This is a genomic window from Streptomyces violascens, from assembly GCF_014649955.1.
Taxonomy (GTDB): domain Bacteria; phylum Actinomycetota; class Actinomycetes; order Streptomycetales; family Streptomycetaceae; genus Streptomyces; species Streptomyces violascens.
This window is the reverse complement of record NZ_BMUA01000010.1, coordinates 45,581-65,841: the sequence shown is the minus strand read 5'-3', so window position 1 is coordinate 65,841 and position 20,261 is coordinate 45,581. Positions and strand designations below refer to the sequence as shown.

The 20,261-nt window shown below is 70.6% G+C and carries 12 protein-coding genes; 8 read left to right on the top strand and 4 right to left on the bottom strand.

The genetic code is table 11. From position 1 onward, the window contains the following. Window positions 1-119: 119 nt before the first annotated feature. Window positions 120-2,474, top strand: a complete 2,355-nt coding sequence (locus tag IE206_RS20885) for a sensor histidine kinase (protein ID WP_189964173.1) — start codon at window positions 120-122, stop codon at window positions 2,472-2,474. Between the two features lie 161 nt (window positions 2,475-2,635). Continuing rightward, window positions 2,636-5,023, top strand: a complete 2,388-nt coding sequence (locus IE206_RS20880) for a sensor histidine kinase (RefSeq protein WP_189964171.1) — start codon at window positions 2,636-2,638, stop codon at window positions 5,021-5,023. Window positions 5,024-5,081: 58 nt separating this feature from the next. On the opposite strand, the gene IE206_RS20875 is transcribed toward IE206_RS20880, so the two are convergent. Then, window positions 5,082-5,696 (bottom strand): response regulator transcription factor, encoded by a 615-nt coding sequence (locus tag IE206_RS20875; protein ID WP_189964168.1) that lies wholly within the window; start codon window positions 5,694-5,696, stop codon window positions 5,082-5,084. Window positions 5,697-5,965: 269 nt separating this feature from the next. Between IE206_RS20875 and IE206_RS20870 the strand changes: the two genes are divergently transcribed. The 4 genes from IE206_RS20870 to IE206_RS20855 all read left to right on the top strand — a co-directional run bounded on the left by IE206_RS20870 (window position 5,966) and on the right by IE206_RS20855 (window position 10,696). Beyond that, a complete protein-coding gene (locus tag IE206_RS20870) occupies window positions 5,966-6,304 on the top strand; it encodes a DUF6059 family protein (RefSeq protein WP_189964165.1) in 339 nt (112 codons plus the stop codon). A gap of 102 nt (window positions 6,305-6,406) precedes the next feature. Further along, a complete protein-coding gene (locus tag IE206_RS20865) occupies window positions 6,407-8,122 on the top strand; it encodes a fatty acyl-AMP ligase (protein ID WP_189964163.1) in 1,716 nt (571 codons plus the stop codon). A 4-nt stretch (window positions 8,123-8,126) separates the two neighbouring features. Next, window positions 8,127-9,863, top strand: a complete 1,737-nt coding sequence (locus IE206_RS20860) for an acyl-CoA dehydrogenase family protein (RefSeq protein WP_189964161.1) — start codon at window positions 8,127-8,129, stop codon at window positions 9,861-9,863. Beyond that, window positions 9,860-10,696, top strand: coding sequence for a 4'-phosphopantetheinyl transferase family protein (locus IE206_RS20855; RefSeq protein WP_189964159.1), 837 nt, complete (start codon window positions 9,860-9,862; stop codon window positions 10,694-10,696). The genes IE206_RS20860 and IE206_RS20855 overlap by 4 nt, the downstream gene beginning before the upstream one ends. 185 nt (window positions 10,697-10,881) lie before the next feature. Here IE206_RS20855 and rpsT read toward each other — a convergent pair whose 3' ends face one another. Then, window positions 10,882-11,148 (bottom strand): 30S ribosomal protein S20, encoded by a 267-nt coding sequence (gene rpsT, locus IE206_RS20850; protein WP_053726104.1) that lies wholly within the window; start codon window positions 11,146-11,148, stop codon window positions 10,882-10,884. Window positions 11,149-11,373: 225 nt separating this feature from the next. Here rpsT and lepA point away from each other — a divergent pair, with 225 nt between their 5' ends. Both lepA and IE206_RS20840 read left to right on the top strand, forming a co-directional pair. After that, on the top strand, window positions 11,374-13,239 hold the full coding sequence (lepA, locus tag IE206_RS20845; protein ID WP_189964157.1) for a translation elongation factor 4: 1,866 nt from the start codon (window positions 11,374-11,376) through the stop codon (window positions 13,237-13,239). Between the two features lie 246 nt (window positions 13,240-13,485). Then, on the top strand, window positions 13,486-15,369 hold the full coding sequence (locus IE206_RS20840) for an AMP-dependent synthetase/ligase (RefSeq protein ID WP_189964155.1): 1,884 nt from the start codon (window positions 13,486-13,488) through the stop codon (window positions 15,367-15,369). 6 nt (window positions 15,370-15,375) lie between these two features. On the opposite strand, the gene IE206_RS20835 is transcribed toward IE206_RS20840, so the two are convergent. After that, window positions 15,376-15,963 carry a response regulator gene (locus tag IE206_RS20835; RefSeq protein WP_189964153.1) on the bottom strand — a complete coding sequence of 196 codons (588 nt, stop codon included), beginning with the start codon at window positions 15,961-15,963 and terminating at the stop codon, window positions 15,376-15,378. An 11-nt stretch (window positions 15,964-15,974) separates the two neighbouring features. Next, entirely contained in the window at window positions 15,975-20,051 is a 4,077-nt protein-coding gene (locus tag IE206_RS20830) for a HAMP domain-containing hybrid sensor histidine kinase/response regulator (RefSeq protein WP_373300958.1), read from the bottom strand. Window positions 20,052-20,261 lie beyond the last annotated feature (210 nt).

Genomic DNA, 20,261 nt, shown 5'->3' with positions numbered 1-20,261 from the left:
GTCGAGCACTACAGATTCGGCCTCCGGATTACCTATGATCCGGACCGGGGACGTGCTTCTGACCGAGCACCGTGAGCCATGGGGGACAGTTGAAAGCAGAAATAGGCGATCGGGCGGAGATGAGCTCCGCCGACGTCGGCAGTCGGGTGTTGCCGCAACGCAAAGCCATAGCCATCACGGCCGTGGTGCTGCTGGGTTTCTTCGTGATCGACGGCTCCTTCATGTGGGTCGAGCACCCGCCGGTATGGGAACGCGTCAGTGCCGTATTCGGCTTCGGCGCGATCCTGGTTCTGCAACTCAGCCACTCCTTCCCGGAGTTCCTTCCGGGTCTGCGCCGCTACCGGTATGCGACCTGGGCGCTCCAGGCGCTGCTCACCTACGTTCCGATGCTGTTGGTCGGGGACGCGTGGGGCGGTATGCAGGCCTTCCTCGCGGCGTCCGCCGTGCTGGTGTTCCCGGCGGCGCTCGGCTGGCCCCTCTTCGGCGCCGTGACCGTTGCCACCTTCCTGGGCATCGTGAACACCGGGGGCGACGAGGCCACCATTCTCTACAGCACCTTCGACGCCATTCTGATCGCCTTGATTGTGGTCGGTCTTTCGCGGATGTCGGACCTGATCGTTAAGCTGCACCGTTCACGTACGGAGCTCTCGCGGCTCGCGGTGGCCGGAGAGCGGCTGCGGTTCGCCCGCGACCTGCACGACGTTCTCGGCTTCAGCCTGTCCGCGATCACGCTGAAGTGCGAGCTGGCGTACCGGCTGTTCGCGGATTCTCCGGCGAAGGCGCAGGAGGAGCTGGCGCAAATTCTGCGGACCTCGCGCAAGGCGCTTGCCGATGTGCGTTCGGTCAGCCGGGGCTACCGGGAGATGTCGCTGCGGGGCGAGGCGGACGCTGCGGTGTCGATGTTGGAGGCCGCCGGAATCCGGACAACACTGCGCTTCGACGCGGGGGTGCTCCCCGGACCGGTGGACACCGTCCTTGCGACCGTGCTGCGCGAGGGGCTCACCAACATGCTGCGGCACAGCAAGGCCGAGCAGTGCGAGATCACCGCCGAGCGGCGTGACGGCGCCGTGCTGCTGACGCTCGCCAACGATGGCGTGGGGCGTTCGGGGAGGCAGGCGAAGAACGGCACGCACGGTGGGCTCGCGGCGCTCGACGAACGGATCCAGGGGCTCGGCGGCACCCTGGCGCACGGCCCCGGCGAGAACGGTTGCTTTCGGCTGACCGCCTCCGTACCCGTGAATGAGTGCCCCGAGCCGGGCACCACGCCCGCGCCGGCCGCGAGCCGGGCTGCCCAGGACCCTTCGTCGGACACGGCTCCGCAGCCGCGCGGGTTCGGTCACGCAGACGTGGCCCCCCGGGTGGCCGGCAGGATCGCCGTGGCCGTTCTGATCGGCTACTTGCTCGCCAACTCCGTGATCGTGCAGTCCTTCCGGCTGTCGACCGGCAAGGCGATCGGTGCGGAACTCTGCATGCTGGCCCTGCTCGGGCTGCAACTCGTGGTGTCCTTCCACCGGCGGTTCGACGAGGTGACCCGGAGTACCCGCGTACTCCGGTACGGGACGCTGGGCGTGATGGCACTGATCCAGTTCGTGCCGTACGTGTTCCTTGGCGATGCCTGGCTCGGTCTGCCCGGCTTCGTGGCAGGCTCGGCCCTGCTGCTTCTCCCCGCTCCGGCAGCCTGGCCCGCCGTCGCCGTGATGACCGCGGCTACCACCGAGGCCTGGTACGCGGCGGGCAATGTGCCCCTGGAAGTGATCTACGAGGCGGCATACACCCCGATCTGCGCCCTGGTCGTCTTCGGCCTCTCCCGCATGGCCCAACTCGCCTCCGAACTGCACCGCTCCCGTACGGAGATCGCCCGCCTCGCGGTGACGACGGAGCGCCTCCGTTTCGCGCGTGACCTGCATGATCTGCTCGGCTTCAGCCTGTCGGCGATCACGCTGAAGTGTGAGCTGGTGCGGCGCCTCGCGCAGACCAAGCCGGTGCAGGCGCAGGCGGAGCTGACCGAGGTGCTGCAGATCGCCCGTCAGGCGCTCGCCGATGTTCGTACGGTGGCCGAGGGGCGGCAGCGCATGAGTCTGAGCGCGGAGGCGGAGAGCGCTACCGCGATGTTGGCCGGGGTGGGGATCCGGGCGACCGTGGACACCGACTGCGGTGAGCTGCCCGGCGAAGTGGAGACCGTGCTCGCGACCATGCTGCGGGAGGGGCTCACCAACATGCTGCGGCACAGCAAGGCCGCCCACTGCGAGATCACGGCGGAGCGCACCGCCGTCGGCGTGCGGCTCACGCTGGTCAACGACGGCGTCGACGGGTGTGCCGCCCCCGGGCTCGACTCGAGGGTCAACGGCGGCAGCGGGATCGGCAATCTGACCACCCGGGTCAACGCGGTGAACGGCCGCCTGGAGGCGGGGGCCCGGCCGGACGGCCGGTTCGAGCTGAAGGCCGAGGTCGAACTCCTCGCCGCGGTCGCCTGACGCATCGAAGCGCCAGGCCTGCCGGAAGGCGTTTCGCCCGCCACACCACCACGCGGTCTACGCGCGATGCACCACCCACAACCGAAGAAACGCAAGCTCATGGGGGAGACTTGAGGACCGATGCAGTCGGCCGACCGGGCGGCCGACCGGGTGGGAGACCGGTGGGCGCACAGCCGGCGGACCGGGGCCGGACGGGCCGCGCACCTGCCGACCGGGACCCGGCCTGCCGCGGGGCCGGGCGGGCGCTGCCGCGGCGTACCGCCATCGCCATCACCGCCGGCGTGTTGCTCGGCTTCTTCGTGATCGACGGCAGTCACGTCTGGGCCGAACACCCCACGGTGTGGCGCGCCGTGGCCGCCGTGTTCGGGTTCGCCGCGATCATGGGGCTCCAGCTGGTCCATTCCTTCCCGGGGTTCATCCTTCGGCTCGGCCGCTACCGGTATGCGACCTGGGTGCTCCAAGGCCTGCTCGCCTATCTGCCGATCATCGCGTTCGGGGCCGCGTGGGGCGGGACGACGGAGTTCTTCGCGGCTTCGGCGGTGCTCGTCTTCCCGGCGGCCCTCGGCTGGCCGCTGTTCGCCTGCGCGGTCGCCGGGGAGCTCGCGCTGTTCGAGCACTTCGGGTTCGACGCCGGGGGCTTCGTGTACGGGGGCATCGAGGCGGTGCTGATTCCGCTGGTCGTCATCGGGCTCTCGCGGATGTCCGACATGATCGACCGGCTGCACGCCTCGCGCGAGGAACTGTCGCGGCTCGCGGTGGCGGGGGAGCGGTTACGGTTCGCCCGCGATCTGCACGAGGTGCTCGGGCTCAGCCTCTCCGCGATCTCCCTCAAGTGCGAACTCGCCTACCGGCTGCTCGCGGACGCGTCGCAGGAGGCCGCCAGGGCGTACGAGGAGGTCGGTGAGGTGCTGCGCACCTCGCGCAAGGCGCTCGCCGATGTGCGTTCGGTCAGCCGCGGCTACCGCCAGATGTCCCTGTCGGACGAGGCGAACGCGGCGGTCCCGATGCTCTCGGCGGCCGGCATCGACACCACCGTGCGCCACCGCTGCGGCGACCTGCCCGCCTCCGTGGACACCGTGCTCGCCGCCGTGCTCGGCGAGGGCCTGACGAACATGCTGCGGCACAGCAAGGCCGAGCGCTGTGTGATCAGCACCGAGTGCGGCGGCGGCGTCGCCGTCCTGGTGCTCGGCAACGACGGTGTCGGACGTGGCCGCACTACCAAGCCGGAGCCGGGCAGCGGCCTCGCCGCGCTCGACTCCCGCCTGCGCGAACTCGGCGGCACCCTCACCCACGGCGCCGACGGCCGGGGCTGGTTCCGGCTGCGCGCGGTCGTACCGCTGAGGCAGGGCGCCGAGGCGCCCACGTCCCGGCGGCGCAACCCGGCCACCGGCGACCGGAGCAGGGCGGCCCGGCCGGGCCGCACCGACATGATGCCCCGGGCCGCAGGCGCGATCACCCTCGCCGTGCTGGTCGGCTACTTCCTGTCGTACTCGGCCGAAGGCTGGTCGTACGTGCCGTACGCGCGCGGGCTGCCCACCGTCGAACTCTGTCTGCTCGGCTGCCTCGCGCTCCAGCTCGCCGAGTCCTTCCACGGGCGTTTCGCCTGGGGGCCGCGCTGGAGCGGGCGGGTGCGCTACGGGGCGCTGGGCGCACAGGCGCTGCTCCAGTTCGTGCCGTTCCTGGTGTTCGGCGAGGCCTGGGCCGGCATCCCCGGCTTCCTGGCCGGATCGGCGCTGCTCGCCCTGCCCATGCTCGCCGCCTGGCCGGTTCTGGTCCTGGTCACCGTGGCGAGCGATGCCGCGCAGTACGCGGTGGGCGTCTCGACGCAGGACGTGATCTACGAGACCGCGTACACGCCGATCTGTGCCGTGGTCGTGTTCGGGCTGACCAGGATGGCCCAGCTCGCCACCGAACTGCACCGCTCCCGTGCCGAGATCGCCCGCCTCGCGGTGACGACGGAGCGACTGCGGTTCGCCCGTGACCTGCACGATCTGCTCGGGTTCAGCCTGTCCGCGATCACGTTGAAGTGCGAGCTGGTGCGCCGGCTCGCACAGGCCGAGCCGGTGCAGGCGCGGCAGGAGCTGACCGAGGTGCTCGGCATCGTCCGCGAGGCGCTCGCCGATGTCCGCACCGTGGCGGGCGGAAGCTGGCGGATGTGCCTGAACACCGAGGCCGAGCACGCCATGGCCATGCTCGCCGGGGCCGGCATCCACGCCACCGTCCGGCTCGACTGCGGTGAACTCCCCGGTGATGTGGAGACCGTGCTCGCCACCCTCGTACGCGAGGGCCTGACCAACATGCTGCGGCACAGCAAACCGGAGTGCTGTGAGATCACCGCCGAGCGGACGGCCGGCGCGGTGTGGCTGACCCTCGTCAACGACGGGGCGGACCTGAAGGGAGATCCCTCGCTCGCCTCACGGATGGGCGGCGGCAGCGGGATCGGGAATCTGACGACGCGCGTCGAGGCGGTCAACGGCCGGCTCACGGCGGGGCCGCGGCCCGACGGCCGGTTCGAGCTCAGGGCCGAGGTCGAACTCCTCGCGGCCTGAGACCGGGGACGGCAGGAAGGTTTCGGCCGGGGCTGATGCGGCAGCTCCGGCCCGGCCCTCAGACCGAGTGCAGCCAGCCCGCCTCGCGGGCGATTCGGATGGCATCGACCCGGTTACGCGCGTTGAGCTTGCTGACGGCCGAGGTCAGATAGTTGCGCACGGTGCCGGACGACAGATGGAGCCGGGATGCGATCTGGCCGGCCTCCATGCCCTCCGAGGCGAACTGGAGCACTTCCCGCTCGCGGTCGGTGAGCGGGGAGGGGCCGGAGTCGAGCGTGGCGAGTGCCAGCTGCGGATCGATGACGCGCTCGCCCGCCGCCACCTGGCGGATCGCGGCGCAGAGGCTGTCGGGGTCGGAGTCCTTGGGAAGGAAACCGGAGACATGGGCGGCCAGCGCCCGTCTGAGGTTCCCCGGTCTGCCCAGGCTGGTCAGGATGAGCGTGCGGCACTCCGGTACCGAGGTGTGCAGCCCGGCGGCGGCGGTGATTCCGTCGGTGCCGGGCAGGTCGATGTCGAGAACGGCGACATCCGGCCGCATGGCCATCGCGGTCGGCACGATGTCCGTACCGGACGACAACTCGGCGACCACTTCCAGGTCGGACTCCAGTTCAATGAGTGACACCAATGCCTTGCGCAGCATATGCATGTCTTCGGCAATCAGAACTCGCACCATGGTGCCCCCCGTTGTGCTGGATCATGGGTCGGTTGTTAGCGATTATGCAATAGGCCGCGGCCAAGTCCCGGGGCTGAGACTAATCCGGCACATGCCGTTTCCGGACTGGTACGAGCGGCTGCGCACCCGCAGCTTTCAGCCAGAACCCGACCACGGCTCAAGTGACCGCTCCCATCCTCCCTCCACCCAGGCGCCGTCCGGCGGCCAGGGGGAAGGGAGAGGTGACGTGAACATGAACGGACACCCCAGCTCGGAAGGTGTTCTCTGACATGGCCCGCCGGAAGAACCCGGATGTTCCGGACGGACAGGGCGGCGTGACCCGCCGACGTCCCAAGGGCACCTGGCGCCGCCTCGTCGGCCGCTTCCTGCGCCCCGTGGGCGAGGCCCTCATGGTGCACGGAGGTGTCGACATGTATCTGACCGCCGCCGACGGGAACAGGGCCCGGCTGCGCTCGCTCGACAGCGGGTTCCGCCTGATGCTGCGCACCGACGACGACGGCCCGCCGCCGGGCCACCCCGAGCGGCTGCGCCCCGACGTCCCGCTCACCCGCCAGGAACTCCTGCTCCTGCAGGACCTGCTGAACGAGGTGCCCGGACGCAGAGGATGAGCGGCCCGGCCGCCTCAGCACAGTTGATCTTCAAGTACCCGTCTAGGGGCGAGGAACAGAGTAGGAGGACGAAGCATCCGTCCGAGCACCAGGGAGCAGAGGATGACCCCAGCGAAGAGCTTCACGCGGGCACTGGCGGCGCGGTTCGCCGACCGGGCCGCACGGACCGCTCTGCTCTGCCTGGACGGTGACGGCAACGCCGACCACCGCACCTACCGGGAGTTGGACGTACGGGCCAGGTCCGTCGCGGCCGCGCTGCTGCGCCGCCGCGCGGCCGGCGCGCCCGTCCTGGTCTCGATGGACGGCGGCCCGCACACCGTCGCCGCCCTCGTCGGCTGCCTGTACGCGGGCGCCGTCGCCGTGCCCGTGCCGCCGCCGGACAGCTCACGGGCCGCCGCCGAACGTACCGCCGCGATCGCCGCCGAGACCGACGCCGCCGTCATGCTCACCGCGTCCGCGCACGCCCCCGAACTCTCCCGGCGCCTCGCGGAGGCCGGGCGCTCCGCCGTGGTGTGCCTGGCCGTCGACTGCCTGCCCGACGACGGCGCCGACTGGCAGCTGCCCGCCGTGACCGGCACCGACACCGCACTCCTGCAATACACCTCCGGGTCCACCGCCGCCCCGCGCGGCGTCCGGGTCACCCACGCCAACCTGCTCGCCACCATGGAGAGCCTGCGCACCGCGCTCGGCACCGACGAGGACGCCCGCATCGGCGGCTGGCTCCCGCTCCACCACGACCTCGGCCTGATCGGCCAGCTCCTCCACCCGCTCTGGCTCGGCGCCACCGCCGTCCTGATGCCGCAACGCCTTTTCTCCGCCGACCCGTTGAGCTGGCTGCGCGAGGTGGCCCGGCACCGCGTCACCGTCACCGCCGCCCCCGACTCCGCGTACGCCCGCTGCCTCGCAGAAGCAGGCGACGACGACCTCGCGGGCCTGGACCTGAGCGCCCTTGCCACCGCCGTCAACGCCTCCGAGCCGGTCTCCGCCGTCACCCTCAGCGCCTTCGCCCACCGCTTCGCGGCCGCGGGCCTGCGCCCCGGCGCGCTCGCCGCCGGATACGGGCTCGCCGAAGCCACCCTCCTTGTCAGCCTCGCCGACGGGCTGCCGCCCGCCCCGGCCACCGTGTCCGCCGAAGCCCTGGAGCAGGGCGAGCTGAGACCGCCGGTGCCGGGCCACCCGGTGCGCACCCTGGCCGGCTGCGGACCCGCGCGCGGCGTCACCGTACGCATCGTCGACCCGGACAGTTCGGCCGTCCTTCCCGAGGGAGCCGTCGGCGAGATCTGGGTCCGCGGCGAGGCCGTCGCCGACGGCTACTGGCGCCGCCCCCTGGAGACCGCCGCCGCCTTCGGCCACACCACCTCCTGCGGCGAGTACGGCTTCCTGCGCACCGGCGACCTCGGCGCGCTGCGCGGCGGCGAGCTCTACCTCACCGGCCGCATCAAGGACGCCCTCCTCATCGACGGCCGCACCCTGCACCCGCAGGAGGCCGAGCGCCAACTCGCGCACTCCGGCGCCCCGTTCGGCTCCGCCGTGGTGCTCTCCGCGCCCGCCGAACGCGAGGAAATCGTCGCCATCCAGGAGATCCGCGGCGCCGGCTGGAGCCGCGGCCAGCTCGCCGACCTCGCCGAACGCGTCCGCGGCTGCCTGCACGAGGAGTTCGGCGCATCGCTCGGCGGCGTCGTCCTGGTCCGCCCCGGCACCGTCCGCCGCACCACCAGCGGCAAGGTCCGCCGCTCGCTGATGCGCGAGCTCTATCTGCGCGGCGAACTGCGCCCGCTGTACGCGTCGGCGCCGCCGTACGCCGCTGAAGGAGGCTGAGTCCATGCCCATCGCCGCCGTCAGGGCCGCCGCGGACCCGGACGTACGCCACCGCGCCGAGCGGCTCGAATTCCGCTTCGGCGACCCCTGCGACCCGGCCAATGAGCTGGGCTTCCGAGCCCTGCTCGCCGCCGACGGGGACAGCCAACTCCTGGGCGCGGCCGAAGCGTTGCTCGACGAGGAAGGCTTCGGTGCCGAGCTGGTCCCGGTCGCCCTCGGCGGCCGGCTGCGCGACGCCGACCAGCTGATGCGGATGCTGCGCCCGGTCTTCCGCCGCGATGTCGCGCTCGCCTTCGGCTACGGCATCACCTCGCTGTTCGCGGCCGCCCCGGTGTTCGCCGCCGGGTCGGACCGCCAGCGCGAGAGCGTGGCCCGGCTGCTGGTGTCGGGCGGCCGCGCGGCCATCGTGCATCGTTCGCTCGCCCACGGCACCGCCATGCTGCGCGGCGAACTCACCGCCATGGAGTATTCCGGCGGCTTCGTCCTGGACGGCCGCAAGGACGTCGTCATCAACGCCGAACGCGCGGGTGCCGTCGTCGCCTACGTCCGCACCGACCCCGCGCCGGGCCCCGCATCGCACTCGGTGTTCCTGCTCGACCCGGCCCAACTCCCGCCCGACGGTGTCCAGTTGCTGAAGCGACAGCCGACCACGGGCATGCGCGGCTGCCGCTTCGCCGGGTACGAGTTCGACGCGTGCGAGGTGCCGGGCGACGCCCTGGTCGGCGAACTCGGCGCGGGCGTACGCCTTTCCCTGCGGACGTTCCAGCTCAACCGCACCCTGATCACCGGCGCCGTCATCGCCTCCGTCGACACGGTGCTGCGCGCCGCGGTGCGGGCCGCGCTCGCCGGGGAGAGCCTCGGCAGGCGCCAACGCGGCGTCCTGGCCGGTGTGTTCGCCGATCTGCTCGCGGGCGACGCCATGGCCACCGCCGTGCTGCGCGCCCTGTCCCTGCTGCCGGGGGCCGCCCATCTGGCCGCCGCCGAACTCAAGTACCTCGTACCGGACCTGCTCAGGGACGATCTGGAGGAGCTCGCCACCGTGCTCGGGGCCGGCGGCTACAGCCGCGACACCGACCAGGGCACGCTCACCAAGCTCCTGCGCGACCTGCCCGCGGCCGGGCTCGGCCACGCCGGGACCGCCTCCTGCCAGGCCGTGGTGATCCCTCAACTGCCCGTCCTGGCGCGGCACTTCTGGGGCCAGGAGGGCGAACCGCCGGCCGCGCTGTTCCGCGCCGCCGAGCCCGTACCGCACCTCGACATCGGCGGCCTCGAAGTCGCGGGCGGCGGCGACTTCCTGGCCGCATCGCTCATGGCGTCCGCCGCCCGCCTCACCGGATCGGCGGCCACAGAACCGTACGGCGAGGCGCTCCGGACGATGGCCGCCGCCTTCCACGCCGATCTGCTCGCCGTGCGCGAGGCCTGCCTCCTCATCGAGCCCGGCGACCGGGCCGCGCTCGCGAGCCCCGCGACCGCGGCCCTCGCCGACCGGCACTCCGTCCTTGTCGCGGCCGGTGCGGCGCTCGCCGTGTGGGAGCGCCACCGGGACACCACCGGATTCCTCGCCGATCCCGCCTGGCTGGTGCTCGCCCTGCACCGCTACGGCCGCAGGCTCGGCCTCACTCTTCCTCCGCTGCCGCCGGACTGCGTCGACCGGGTCGCGGAGGAGCTGCTGGCGCGCTTTCGGGCCGGCCGCAGTTTCGATCTTCACGACGCGCCTCTGGCGGAAGCAGGTACCCCATGAGCCCTCTCACAAGGACGGGCATCGCCGAACCCCTTCTGATGCCGGGACCCGACAGCCCATGGAGCCGGGTGCGGCAGTCCATGGCCTGGCACGGGCATGTCGTCGTCCACGCGAACTGGCGCGACTGGCTGCCCGCGGCCATCGCCGACCCCCAGCTGCGCCCGCTGCTCGGCGCCCGTGACTGGCAGCGCCTCAACAACCTCCAGGACCCCGAGGCCCGCGACCGCTTCGCCGCCTCCCGCCTCCTGGTGAAGTACACCGCGGGCGCCGCCCTGCAGACCCCGCCCGAGACCGTCGAGCTCGCCTCCAAGGCGGGCGGGCGCCCCTATCTGCGCGGCTGCGACCAGATCGAGGTCAGCCTCAGCCACACCCGGGACCTCCTGGTGGTGGGCCTGAACCGGCGGGGCCGGGTCGGCGTCGACACCGAGCTCGCCGACCGCCGCATCCAGTACTCCGCCGTCCAGCGTCACCTGTGCACCCCCGCCGAGCGCCGCTGGCTCGGCGCCCTCGACGAGGCCGAGCAGCAGCGCCGCCTGGTGCGCACCTGGACGCTGAAGGAGGCGTACACCAAGGCGCTCGGCCAGGGCATGCGGATGGGCTTCACCCAGTTCGGCTTCGACGCGGAGGCCACCACCCTGCTCACCCCGCAGGGCGAGCCCGCCTCGCACGGCGAGTGGGCCTTCGCCACCTTCGAGCTGGAGGGCGGCTATCTGGTCGGCGTCGCCTGCCACGACGCGGGGCTGCGCGACGAGGGCGACACCGCTGTCTCCACCATGCTCGACGAGGGCTTCCTCGGCGAGGTCGTCGACCTGGTCGGCCGCGTCCACCACTGATCCCGGGCAGCACGAAGGCCCCGTCTCCTCCTGGGGAAGGAGGAGACGGGGCCTTCGGGTACTTCTGGCACTAGCACCGCGCCCGCGTGGCGAACGCGTCCGCGCGCGGCACTGGGGTGCCCTCGGGGAGCGGTAGAGGGGCCGCTTGGTCCCGTCGGGCGGGTCGATCAGATGAAGCGGGGTTTTCAGCCCTGGAGGCCGGCCACCTTGTGCGCCAGCGCCGACTTCTTGTTGGCGGCGGCGTTCTTGTGGATGACGCCCTTCGAGACAGCCTTGTCCAGCTGACGCGAGGCGGCGCGGGTCGCAGCCGTGGCCTTCTCGACGTCGCCGGCGGCAACGGCCTCGTTGGCCTTGCGGATGAAGGTGCGCAGGGAGGACTTGACGGACTTGTTGCGCAGGCGCGCCTTCTCGTTCGTCTTGTTCCGCTTGATCTGGGACTTGATGTTCGCCACGAAAGAGCCTTTGCAGGTTCGATGATTCGATCTTCGGTCGTGCCCGCCGCCACAAGGGTGACGAGACACAGCTGTCCACGGTACCAGCCGCCTCCCGACCAGCCCAAACCGAGCACAGGCCCGCAGGCGTGGGACGATAGAGGCTGTTCCTTACGTATCGAACCGTCGTCGACCCGAGACGAGGCGCCGCGATTTGACCGCGGGCCTCAAGAATCAGGACCCTGCGTGCCCGCGACTCCTCCCAACGTGCCCGAGCCGAGCCGTACCGACCCGGCGCTGATCCGCAACTTCTGCATCATCGCGCACATCGACCACGGCAAGTCGACCCTTGCCGACCGGATGCTCCAGCTGACCGGCGTGGTCGAGCAGCGGCAGATGCGTGCTCAGTACCTCGACCGCATGGACATCGAGCGCGAGCGCGGCATCACGATCAAGAGCCAGGCGGTCCGGCTGCCGTGGGCCCCCACCGAAGGCCCCGGCCAGGGCCGCGCCCACATCCTGAACATGATCGACACCCCGGGCCACGTGGACTTCACGTACGAGGTGTCGCGCTCGCTCGCCGCGTGCGAGGGCACCGTCCTCCTGGTCGACGCCGCCCAGGGCATCGAGGCGCAGACGCTGGCCAACCTGTACCTGGCCATGGAGAACGACCTCACCATCGTTCCCGTCCTCAACAAGATCGACCTGCCGGCCGCCCAGCCCGAGAAGTTCTCCGAGGAGCTCGCCAACCTCATCGGCTGCCAGCCGGAGGACGTGCTGAAGGTCTCGGCGAAGACCGGCGTCGGCGTGGACGCGCTCCTGGACCGCGTGGTCCGCGACGTGCCCGCCCCGGTCGGCGTCGCCGACGCGCCCGCCCGCGCGATGATCTTCGACTCGGTGTACGACTCCTACCGCGGCGTCGTCACCTACGTCCGTGTGGTGGACGGCCAGCTCAACAAGCGCGAGCGCATCCGCATGATGTCGACCGGCGCCACCCACGAGCTCCTGGAGATCGGCGTCTCGTCGCCCGAGATGACCCCGTCCGACGGCATCGGCGTCGGCGAGGTGGGCTACATCATCACCGGCGTGAAGGACGTCCGTCAGTCCAAGGTCGGTGACACCATCACCAGCCTGCACAACGGCGCCACGGAAGCCCTCGGCGGTTACAAGGACCCGAAGCCGATGGTCTTCTCCGGTCTGTATCCGCTGGACGGCTCGGACTACCCGGACCTGCGCGAGGCCCTCGACAAGCTCCAGCTCAACGACGCCGCCCTGGTGTACGAGCCGGAGACCTCCGCGGCGCTCGGCTTCGGCTTCCGCGTCGGCTTCCTCGGCCTGCTGCACCTGGACGTGATCCGCGAGCGCCTGGAGCGCGAGTTCGGCCTCGACCTGATCGCGACGGCGCCGAACGTGGTCTACCGGGTCGTCCTGGAGGACGGCAAGGAAGTCACCGTCACCAACCCGAGCGAGTTCCCCGAGGGCAAGATCTCGGACGTGTACGAGCCGGTCGTGCGGGCCACCATCCTCGCGCCGTCCGAGTTCATCGGTTCGATCATGGAGCTGTGCCAGACCCGGCGCGGCACCCTGCTCGGCATGGACTACCTCTCCGAGGACCGCGTCGAGATCCGCTACACGCTGCCGCTCGCGGAGATCGTCTTCGACTTCTTCGACCAGCTGAAGTCCAAGACGCGCGGCTACGCCTCGCTCGACTACGAGCCCACCGGCGAGCAGGCCGCCAGCCTGGTCAAGGTCGACATCCTGCTGCACGGCGACAAGGTCGACGCGTTCTCGGCCGTCTGCCACAAGGACGCGGCCTACGCCTACGGTGTGCGCCTGGTCGCCAAGCTGCGCGAGCTCATCCCGCGCCAGGCCTTCGAGGTGCCCGTCCAGGCCGCCATCGGCTCCCGGGTCATCGCCCGCGAGACGATCCGCGCCATCCGCAAGGACGTCCTCGCCAAGTGCTACGGCGGCGACATCTCCCGTAAGCGCAAGCTTCTGGAGAAGCAGAAGGAGGGCAAGAAGCGGATGAAGATGGTGGGCTCCGTGGAGGTCCCGCAGGAGGCCTTCATCGCGGTGCTCTCCAGCGACGACTCGGGCGGCAAGAAGAAGTAGTACGCCCTCGACCGGTCCTCGATCACCGGCTCTCCGCACCACCGCCACAACGGACCCCCGCGCCTTCGCACGGGGGTCCGTTCGTTATGAAACCACTCTCCGTTGCCTCTTACGCGCCGGGCGACGGCGCTCTACTCTGATCACGGCCCGATGGTTACTCGCCAGTTAAACAAGCGTCGGACAGCCAGAGCACCCGGAGAACCAACCAGTCGCGCAGCCTTGCCGCAGGCCAGCCCGGAGGACGTCGTGAGCGACACACAGACCTTGATCGAGAATCGGCCGCCGTCCGTGGCGGCCCTCTTCGTCCAGCGCGTGGACGCCACGCCCGACGCGGAGGCCTACCGCTACCCCGTGCCGGGTGCGGGGCAGGCCCCCGACGAGTGGAAGTCGCTCAGCTGGGCCCAGGCCGCCGAGCGGGTCTACGCCATCGCCGCGGGTCTGGCCGACCTCGGGGTGCGCGGCGAGGAGCGGGTCGCGCTCGCCTCCTCCACCCGGGTCGAGTGGATCCTGGCCGACCTCGGGGTGATGTGTGCGGGCGCCGCCACGACCACGATCTACCCCTCCACCAACGCCGAGGAGTCGGCGTTCATCCTGGCCGACTCCGAGAGCCGGGTCCTGATCGCCGAGGACGCGGCCCAGCTGGCGAAGGCCCGCGAGCGCCGCGCCGAGCTGCCGAACCTGAGGCACGTCGTGGTCGTCGACCCGGCCGGCGCCGAGCCCGTGGAGGGCGACCCGGAGGGCTGGGTGCTCAGCCTCGCCGACCTGGAGGCACGCGGCGCCGCCCACCTGGAGAAGAACCCCGAGGCGGTCAAGGAGCGGATCGCGGCCATCACCGCCGACCAGCTCGCCACCCTCATCTACACCTCCGGCACCACCGGCAAGCCCAAGGGCGTACGGCTGCCGCACGACAACTGGTCGTACATGGCCAAGGCGATCGCCGCGACGGGCCTCGTGACCGGCGAAGACGTGCAGTACCTGTGGCTGCCGCTCGCGCACGTCTTCGGTAAGGTGCTCACCTCGGGCCAGATCGAGGTCGGGCACGTGACGGCCGTCGACGGCCGCATCGACAAGATCATCGAGAATCTGCCGGTGGTCCAGCCGACCTACATGGCCGCGGTGCCCCGCATCTTCGAGAAGGTCTACAACGGCGTCGCGGGCAAGGCCCGCGAGGGCGGCGGGGCCAAGTACAAGATCTTCCAGTGGGCGGCCGGGGTGGCCCGCGAGTACGCGAAGGCCAGCCAGGACAACTTCCGCCGCACCGGCCGGCCCGGCGCCCCCTTCGCGCTCTCGGCCAAGCACAAGGTCGCCGACGCGCTCGTCTACAGCAAGATCCGCGAGGCGTTCGGCGGGCGGCTGCGGGCCTGTGTCTCCGGCTCGGCGGCGCTCGCCCCCGAGATCGGCTTCTTCTTCGCCGGCGCCGGCATCCACATCCTGGAGGGCTACGGCCTCACCGAGTCCTCGGCCGCCTCCTTCGTCAACCCGGGCGAGGCCTACCGCACCGGCACCGTCGGCAAGCCGCTGCCCGGCACCGAGGTGCGGATCGCGGACGACGGCGAGATCCTGCTGCGCGGCCCCGGCATCATGCAGGGCTACCACGGGCTGCCCGAGAAGACCGCCGAGGTCCTGGAGTCCGACGGCTGGTTCCACACCGGCGACATCGGCGAGCTGTCCGCGGACGGCTACCTGCGGATCACCGACCGCAAGAAGGACCTGATCAAGACGTCGGGCGGCAAGTACATCGCGCCCGCAGAGGTCGAGGGCCAGTTCAAGGCGGTGTGCCCGTTCGTCTCCAACATCCTGGTGCACGGCGCCGACCGGAACTTCTGCACCGCGCTGATCTCCCTCGACGAGCCCACCATCCTCGGCTGGGCCAAGGAGCAGGGCATCCAGGGCGCGTACGCCGAGGTCGTGGCCTCCCCGAAGACCGTGGAGATGGTCGACGGCTACATCAAGCGCCTCAACGAGGGCCTCCAGCGCTGGCAGACGATCAAGAAGTTCCGGCTGCTCCCGCGCGACCTCGACGTGGAGCACGGCGAGCTGACGCCCAGCCTCAAGCTGAAGCGGCCGGTCGTCGAGCGCCAGTACCGCGCCCTCATCGACGAGATGTACGCGGGTTCCCGCGAGGCCTGATCCCGCTCAAGGAAGGCTGCGGGCCCGTCTGAGGGCCCGCAGGGCCTCCTCCAGGCGGGCCATCTGGTGGCGCAGCTCCGGCACTTCGGCGAGCTCGCCCCGGGACAGCTCGTCCTCGATCGCGCCGAGCCGCACGGAAATCTGGTCGAGCTGCTTCTGCTCGTCGGCCAGCATCCGCTCCAACTGCCTCCTCTTGCGGTGCAGTTCGAGGAAGACGTTCACCTTGGCGCGCAGCACCCAGGGGTCGAAGGGCTTGGTCAGGAAGTCGGCCGCGCCCGTGGCGTATCCGCGGAACGCGTAGCCGTCGTCGCCGTCCGTGCCGGTCAGAAAGATGATCGGCACGTCCTTCGTCTGGTCGAGCCGCTTGATGTTGGACGCCGTCTCGAAGCCGTCCATGCCCGGCATGCGCACATCGAGCAGCACCACCGCGAATTTCCGGCGCAGCAGCGCCTTCATCGCCTCCTCGCCCGAACGCGCCCTGACCAGCGGCTCGTTGAGGGAGCCGAGGACCGCCTCCAGGGCGACCAGGTTGTCCTCCATGTCGTCGACGAGGAGGATGCTCGCCCGCTCGCCGGGGGGTGCCTCAGTGCTCATGCCAGCTCGCCTCATGTGCTCGGTGGTGCAGCCGCGGACTCCCCGGTGCCGCTCGACTGCTCCGGGACGGTCGGGGTGGTGCCGTCGGCCTCGTCCGGCCGGCCCTCGGGATCCAGCAGGGCACAGGCGACACCGAGGAGCAGGTCCACATCCACGGGCTTGGGTACGTATTCGTTGGCGCCCTGGGCGATCGACTTCTCCCGGTCGCCGGGCATCGCCTTCGCGGTGAGCGCGACGATCGGCAGGTCCGTCCACAGCGGGCTGCGCCGGATCGCCTCGATCGTCTCGTAGCCGTCCATCTCCGGCATCATGATGTCCATCAGGACGAGCTCGATGTCGGGGTTGCGTTCCAGGGTCTCGATGCCCTCCCGCCCGTTCTCCGCGTACAGGACGGGCATGCCGACCCGCCCGAGCACATGGGTGAGCGCGAACACGTTGCGGATGTCGTCGTCGACGATCAACACCCTTCGCCCGGGCAGGACTTGACCTGCCCGGCCCCGCTTCCACTCCTCCAGCTTGTTGGCCGTCGGCCAGCCGTCGTCCTGGTCGGGCAGCAGCAGGTGCTCGTCGGAGAGCCGGTCGGAGGTGTCGAGGGTGAGCTCACAGCCCTGCTGGTCGGCCTCGCTGGGCACGTGCCCCGGGTAGAGGACGGGGACGTACAGGGTGAAGGTGGAGCCGCGGCCCGGCTCGCTCTCGGCGATGATGCGGCCGCCGAGCAGCCCGGCGATCTCGCGGCTGATGGACAGGCCGAGGCCGGTGCCCCCGTACTTGCGGTTGGTGGTGCCGTCGGCCTGCTGGAACGCCTCGAAGATCACCGGGAGTTTCTCGGGCGCGATGCCGATGCCGGTGTCCCGTACGGCGAAGGCGATCAGGTCGTCGGAGCCGTGCAGCACCCCGTTCTCCGGGTCCTTGATGCGGCTGACGCGCAGCTCGACGCGGCCCGACGAGGTGAACTTGATCGCGTTGGACAGCAGGTTGCGCAGGATCTGCTGGAGGCGCTGCTCGTCGGAGTACATCTCGCGCGGCACGTCCTCGCCCACCGCCACGTCGAAGGCGAGGCCGCGGTCGAGGGTGATGGGGCGGAAGGTGGCGTGGACGTAGTCCAGGACCTTGATGAGGGGGAGTTTCTTGGGCCGTACGTCCATGCGGCCCGCCTCGATCTTCGACAGGTCCAGGATGTCGTTGATCAGCTGGAGGAGGTCGGAGCCCGAGCGGTGGATGGTGGTGGCGAACTGCACTTCCTGGTCGGACAGATGGGCGTCCGGGTTGTCGGAGAGCAGCCGGGCGAGGATCAGCAGCGAGTTGAGCGGGGTGCGCAGCTCGTGCGACATGTTCGCCAGGAACTCGGACTTGTACTGAGAGCTGGTCGCCAACAGAGCGGCCTTCTCCTCCAATTCGGCATTGGAGCGCTGCAACTCGGCCTGCTGGCGCTGGAGTTCGTCCGAGCGCTCCTGGAGCTGGACGGCAAGCCGCTGGGACTCGCTCAGGAGCGATTCCGTACGGGAGTTGGCGATGATGGTGTTGATCGCGACGCCGATGGTGTTCACGAACTGGTCGAAGAAGGCCAGGTGGACATCGGAGAAGCGGGAGAAGGAGGCCAGCTCGATCACGCCGAGCAGCTTGTCCTCGAAGAGGATCGGGATGATGACGACGCTGGCGGGCGAGGCCTCGCCGAGCCCGGAGTTGATCTTGATGTAGTCCGGCGGAGCCTCTTCGAGCAGGATCCGCTTCTTCTCCAGGGCCGCCTGCCGCACCAGGCCGTGGCCCGGCATGCCGGTCGTGTCGACGGTCGCGCCCTGCGCGGAGCCGTACCCGGCGATGAAGGCGAGGCCCTTGCTGGAGCTGGTGGTGCGGGACGGGGTGCCGTCGCCGTCCGGGTCGGCCAGGAAGAACGCGCCGTACTGGGCGTTCACCAGCGGCGTCAGCTCCCGCAGGATCAGGTCGGCGACCTCCATCAGGTCCCGGTGGCCCTGCATGAGCCCGGCCAGACGGGCCAGGTTGGACTCCAGCCAGTCCTTGGCGCGGGTCGTCTCGCGCAGGTTGGACACCATCAGGTTGATGTTGTCCTTCAGCTCGGAGACCTCGCCCCGGGTCTCCACGGTGATCGAGCGCGACATGTCGCCCTGGGCGACGGCCGAGGCGACCTCGGCGATCGCGCGGACCTGGGTGGTGAGGTTGAGGGCGAGCTCGTTGACGTTGGTCGTCAGGCGCTTCCACGTCCCGTACACGCCCTCGACCCGCGCCTGGCCGCCGAGCTGCCCCTCGGAGCCCACCTCGCGGGCCACCCGGGTGACCTCGGAGGAGAACGAGGACAGCGTGTCGACCATGGTGTTGATGGTGGTCTTCAGCTCCAGGATCTCGCCGCGCGCGTCCACGTCGATCTTCTTCGACAGGTCGCCCTGGGCCACCGCCGTGGCGACCTGCGCGATGTTGCGCACCTGAGAGGTCAGGTTGTCCGCCATGTAGTTGACGTTGTCGGTGAGGTCCTTCCACACGCCCGACACGCCGAGCACCTGGGCGCGCCCGCCGAGCCGGCCGTCCGTACCGACCTCGCGGGCCACGCGGGTGACCTCGTCGGCGAAGGCACGGAGCTGCTCCACCATCGTGTTGACGGTGTCCTTCAGCTCCAGGATCTCGCCCCGGGCATCCACGGTGATCTTCTTCGACAGGTCGCCGTTGGCGACGGCGGTGGTGACCTGGGCGATGTTGCGGACCTGGGACGTCAGGTTGGAGGCCATGAAGTTGACGTTGTCCGTCAGGTCCTTCCAGACCCCGGACACGCCCCGCACCTGTGCCTGACCGCCGAGGTTGCCTTCCGTGCCGACCTCGCGGGCGACGCGGGTGACCTCGTCGGCGAAGGCGGAGAGCTGGTCGACCATGGTGTTGATCGTCGACTTGAGCTCCAGGATCTCGCCCTTCGCCTCCACCGTGATCTTCTTGCCGAGGTCGCCCTGGGCGACGGCGGTCGACACGAGGGCGATGTTGCGGACCTGAGAGGTCAGGTTGTCCGCCATGAAGTTGACGTTCTCGGTCAGGTCCTTCCAGACCCCGGACACGCCCCGCACCTGGGCGCGCCCGCCGAGGTTGCCTTCGGTGCCGACCTCGCGGGCGACGCGGGTGACTTCGTCGGCGAAGGCGGAGAGCTGGTCGACCATGGTGTTGATCGTCGACTTGAGCTCCAGGATCTCGCCCTGCGCATCGACGGTGATCTTCTGGGACAGGTCGCCGTTGGCGACGGCGGTGGTGACCTGGGCGATGTTGCGGACCTGGGACGTCAGGTTGGAGGCCATGAAGTTGACGTTGTCCGTCAGGTCCTTCCAGACCCCGGACACGCCCCGCACCTGCGCCCGGCCGCCCAGCCGGCCTTCGGTGCCGACCTCGCGGGCGACGCGGGTGACCTCGTCGGCGAAGGCGGACAGCTGGTCCACCATCGTGTTCACGGTCAGCTTCAGTTCGAGCAGCTCGCCGGTCGCCTCGACCGTGACCGTACGCGTCAGATCGCCGCGGGCCACCGCCGTGGTCACCGCCGCGATGTCGCGGACCTGCGCGGTGAGGCGGGAGGCCATGGTGTTCACGGCCTCGGTGACATCGCGCCAGCTCCCGCTCAGGCCCTGCACCTTGGCGCGCCCGCCGAGCCGCCCCTCGGTGCCCACCTCCCGCGCGACCCGCGTCACCTCACCGGTGAACAGCGACAGCTGGTCGACCATCTTGTTGACCGCCCGGCCGAGCCGGCGCAGATCGCCGCGCAGCTGCCGGTTGCCGTCGTGCAGATCGACCCGCTGGGTCAGATCGCCGCCCGCCACCGCGTCCAGGACGCGCGTCGCGTTCGCCGCCGGCACCACCAGGGCGTCGAGCAGCGTGTTCGCATGGCCGATGCCGGCCGTCCAGGCGCCCTGCCCGGGGCTGGCCGCGAGCCGTTCGTCGAGGCGCCCGTGCCGGACCACCTCGCGGCGCACCCGCATCAGCTCGTCGGTGAAATGCTGGTTGCGTACCGCCACTTGGTTGAAAAGCGCGACCAGCTCGGCCGGCACTCCCTCGTGGGTCTCCTGGAGGCGCACCCGGAAGTCGCCGTCGCGCAGGGCCGTCATCGCCGCGATCAAGGGACGGAGCTCCGAGGCGCGGACCCAGCCGCCGTCGTCCGGTGGCATACCACTGTCTTTGTTCATGCAGGCCCACTTCGGTGACTCGGTGCCTATGGGCCCGCTCAGTCTGTCACTCTGTCGCTGTCGTGAGCGGCGCATTCGCGAGAACCGGTCAGGAGCCGCACCGTGGGACCCTTACCAGCGCAGCGAGGGAGC

What these genes read in the sequence shown, in the direction of transcription:
- IE206_RS20830 (WP_373300958.1), bottom strand. Translation starts at nt 20,051, where the DNA reads ATGACGGCCCTGCGCGACGGCGACTTCCGGGTGCGCCTCCAGGAGACC.
- IE206_RS20865 (WP_189964163.1), top strand. Translation starts at nt 6,407, where the DNA reads ATGACCCCAGCGAAGAGCTTCACGCGGGCACTGGCGGCGCGGTTCGCC.
- IE206_RS20870 (WP_189964165.1), top strand. Translation starts at nt 5,966, where the DNA reads ATGGCCCGCCGGAAGAACCCGGATGTTCCGGACGGACAGGGCGGCGTG.
- IE206_RS20835 (WP_189964153.1), bottom strand. Translation starts at nt 15,963, where the DNA reads ATGAGCACTGAGGCACCCCCCGGCGAGCGGGCGAGCATCCTCCTCGTC.
- IE206_RS20875 (WP_189964168.1), bottom strand. Translation starts at nt 5,696, where the DNA reads ATGGTGCGAGTTCTGATTGCCGAAGACATGCATATGCTGCGCAAGGCA.
- IE206_RS20860 (WP_189964161.1), top strand. Translation starts at nt 8,127, where the DNA reads ATGCCCATCGCCGCCGTCAGGGCCGCCGCGGACCCGGACGTACGCCAC.
- IE206_RS20885 (WP_189964173.1), top strand. Translation starts at nt 120, where the DNA reads ATGAGCTCCGCCGACGTCGGCAGTCGGGTGTTGCCGCAACGCAAAGCC.
- IE206_RS20855 (WP_189964159.1), top strand. Translation starts at nt 9,860, where the DNA reads ATGAGCCCTCTCACAAGGACGGGCATCGCCGAACCCCTTCTGATGCCG.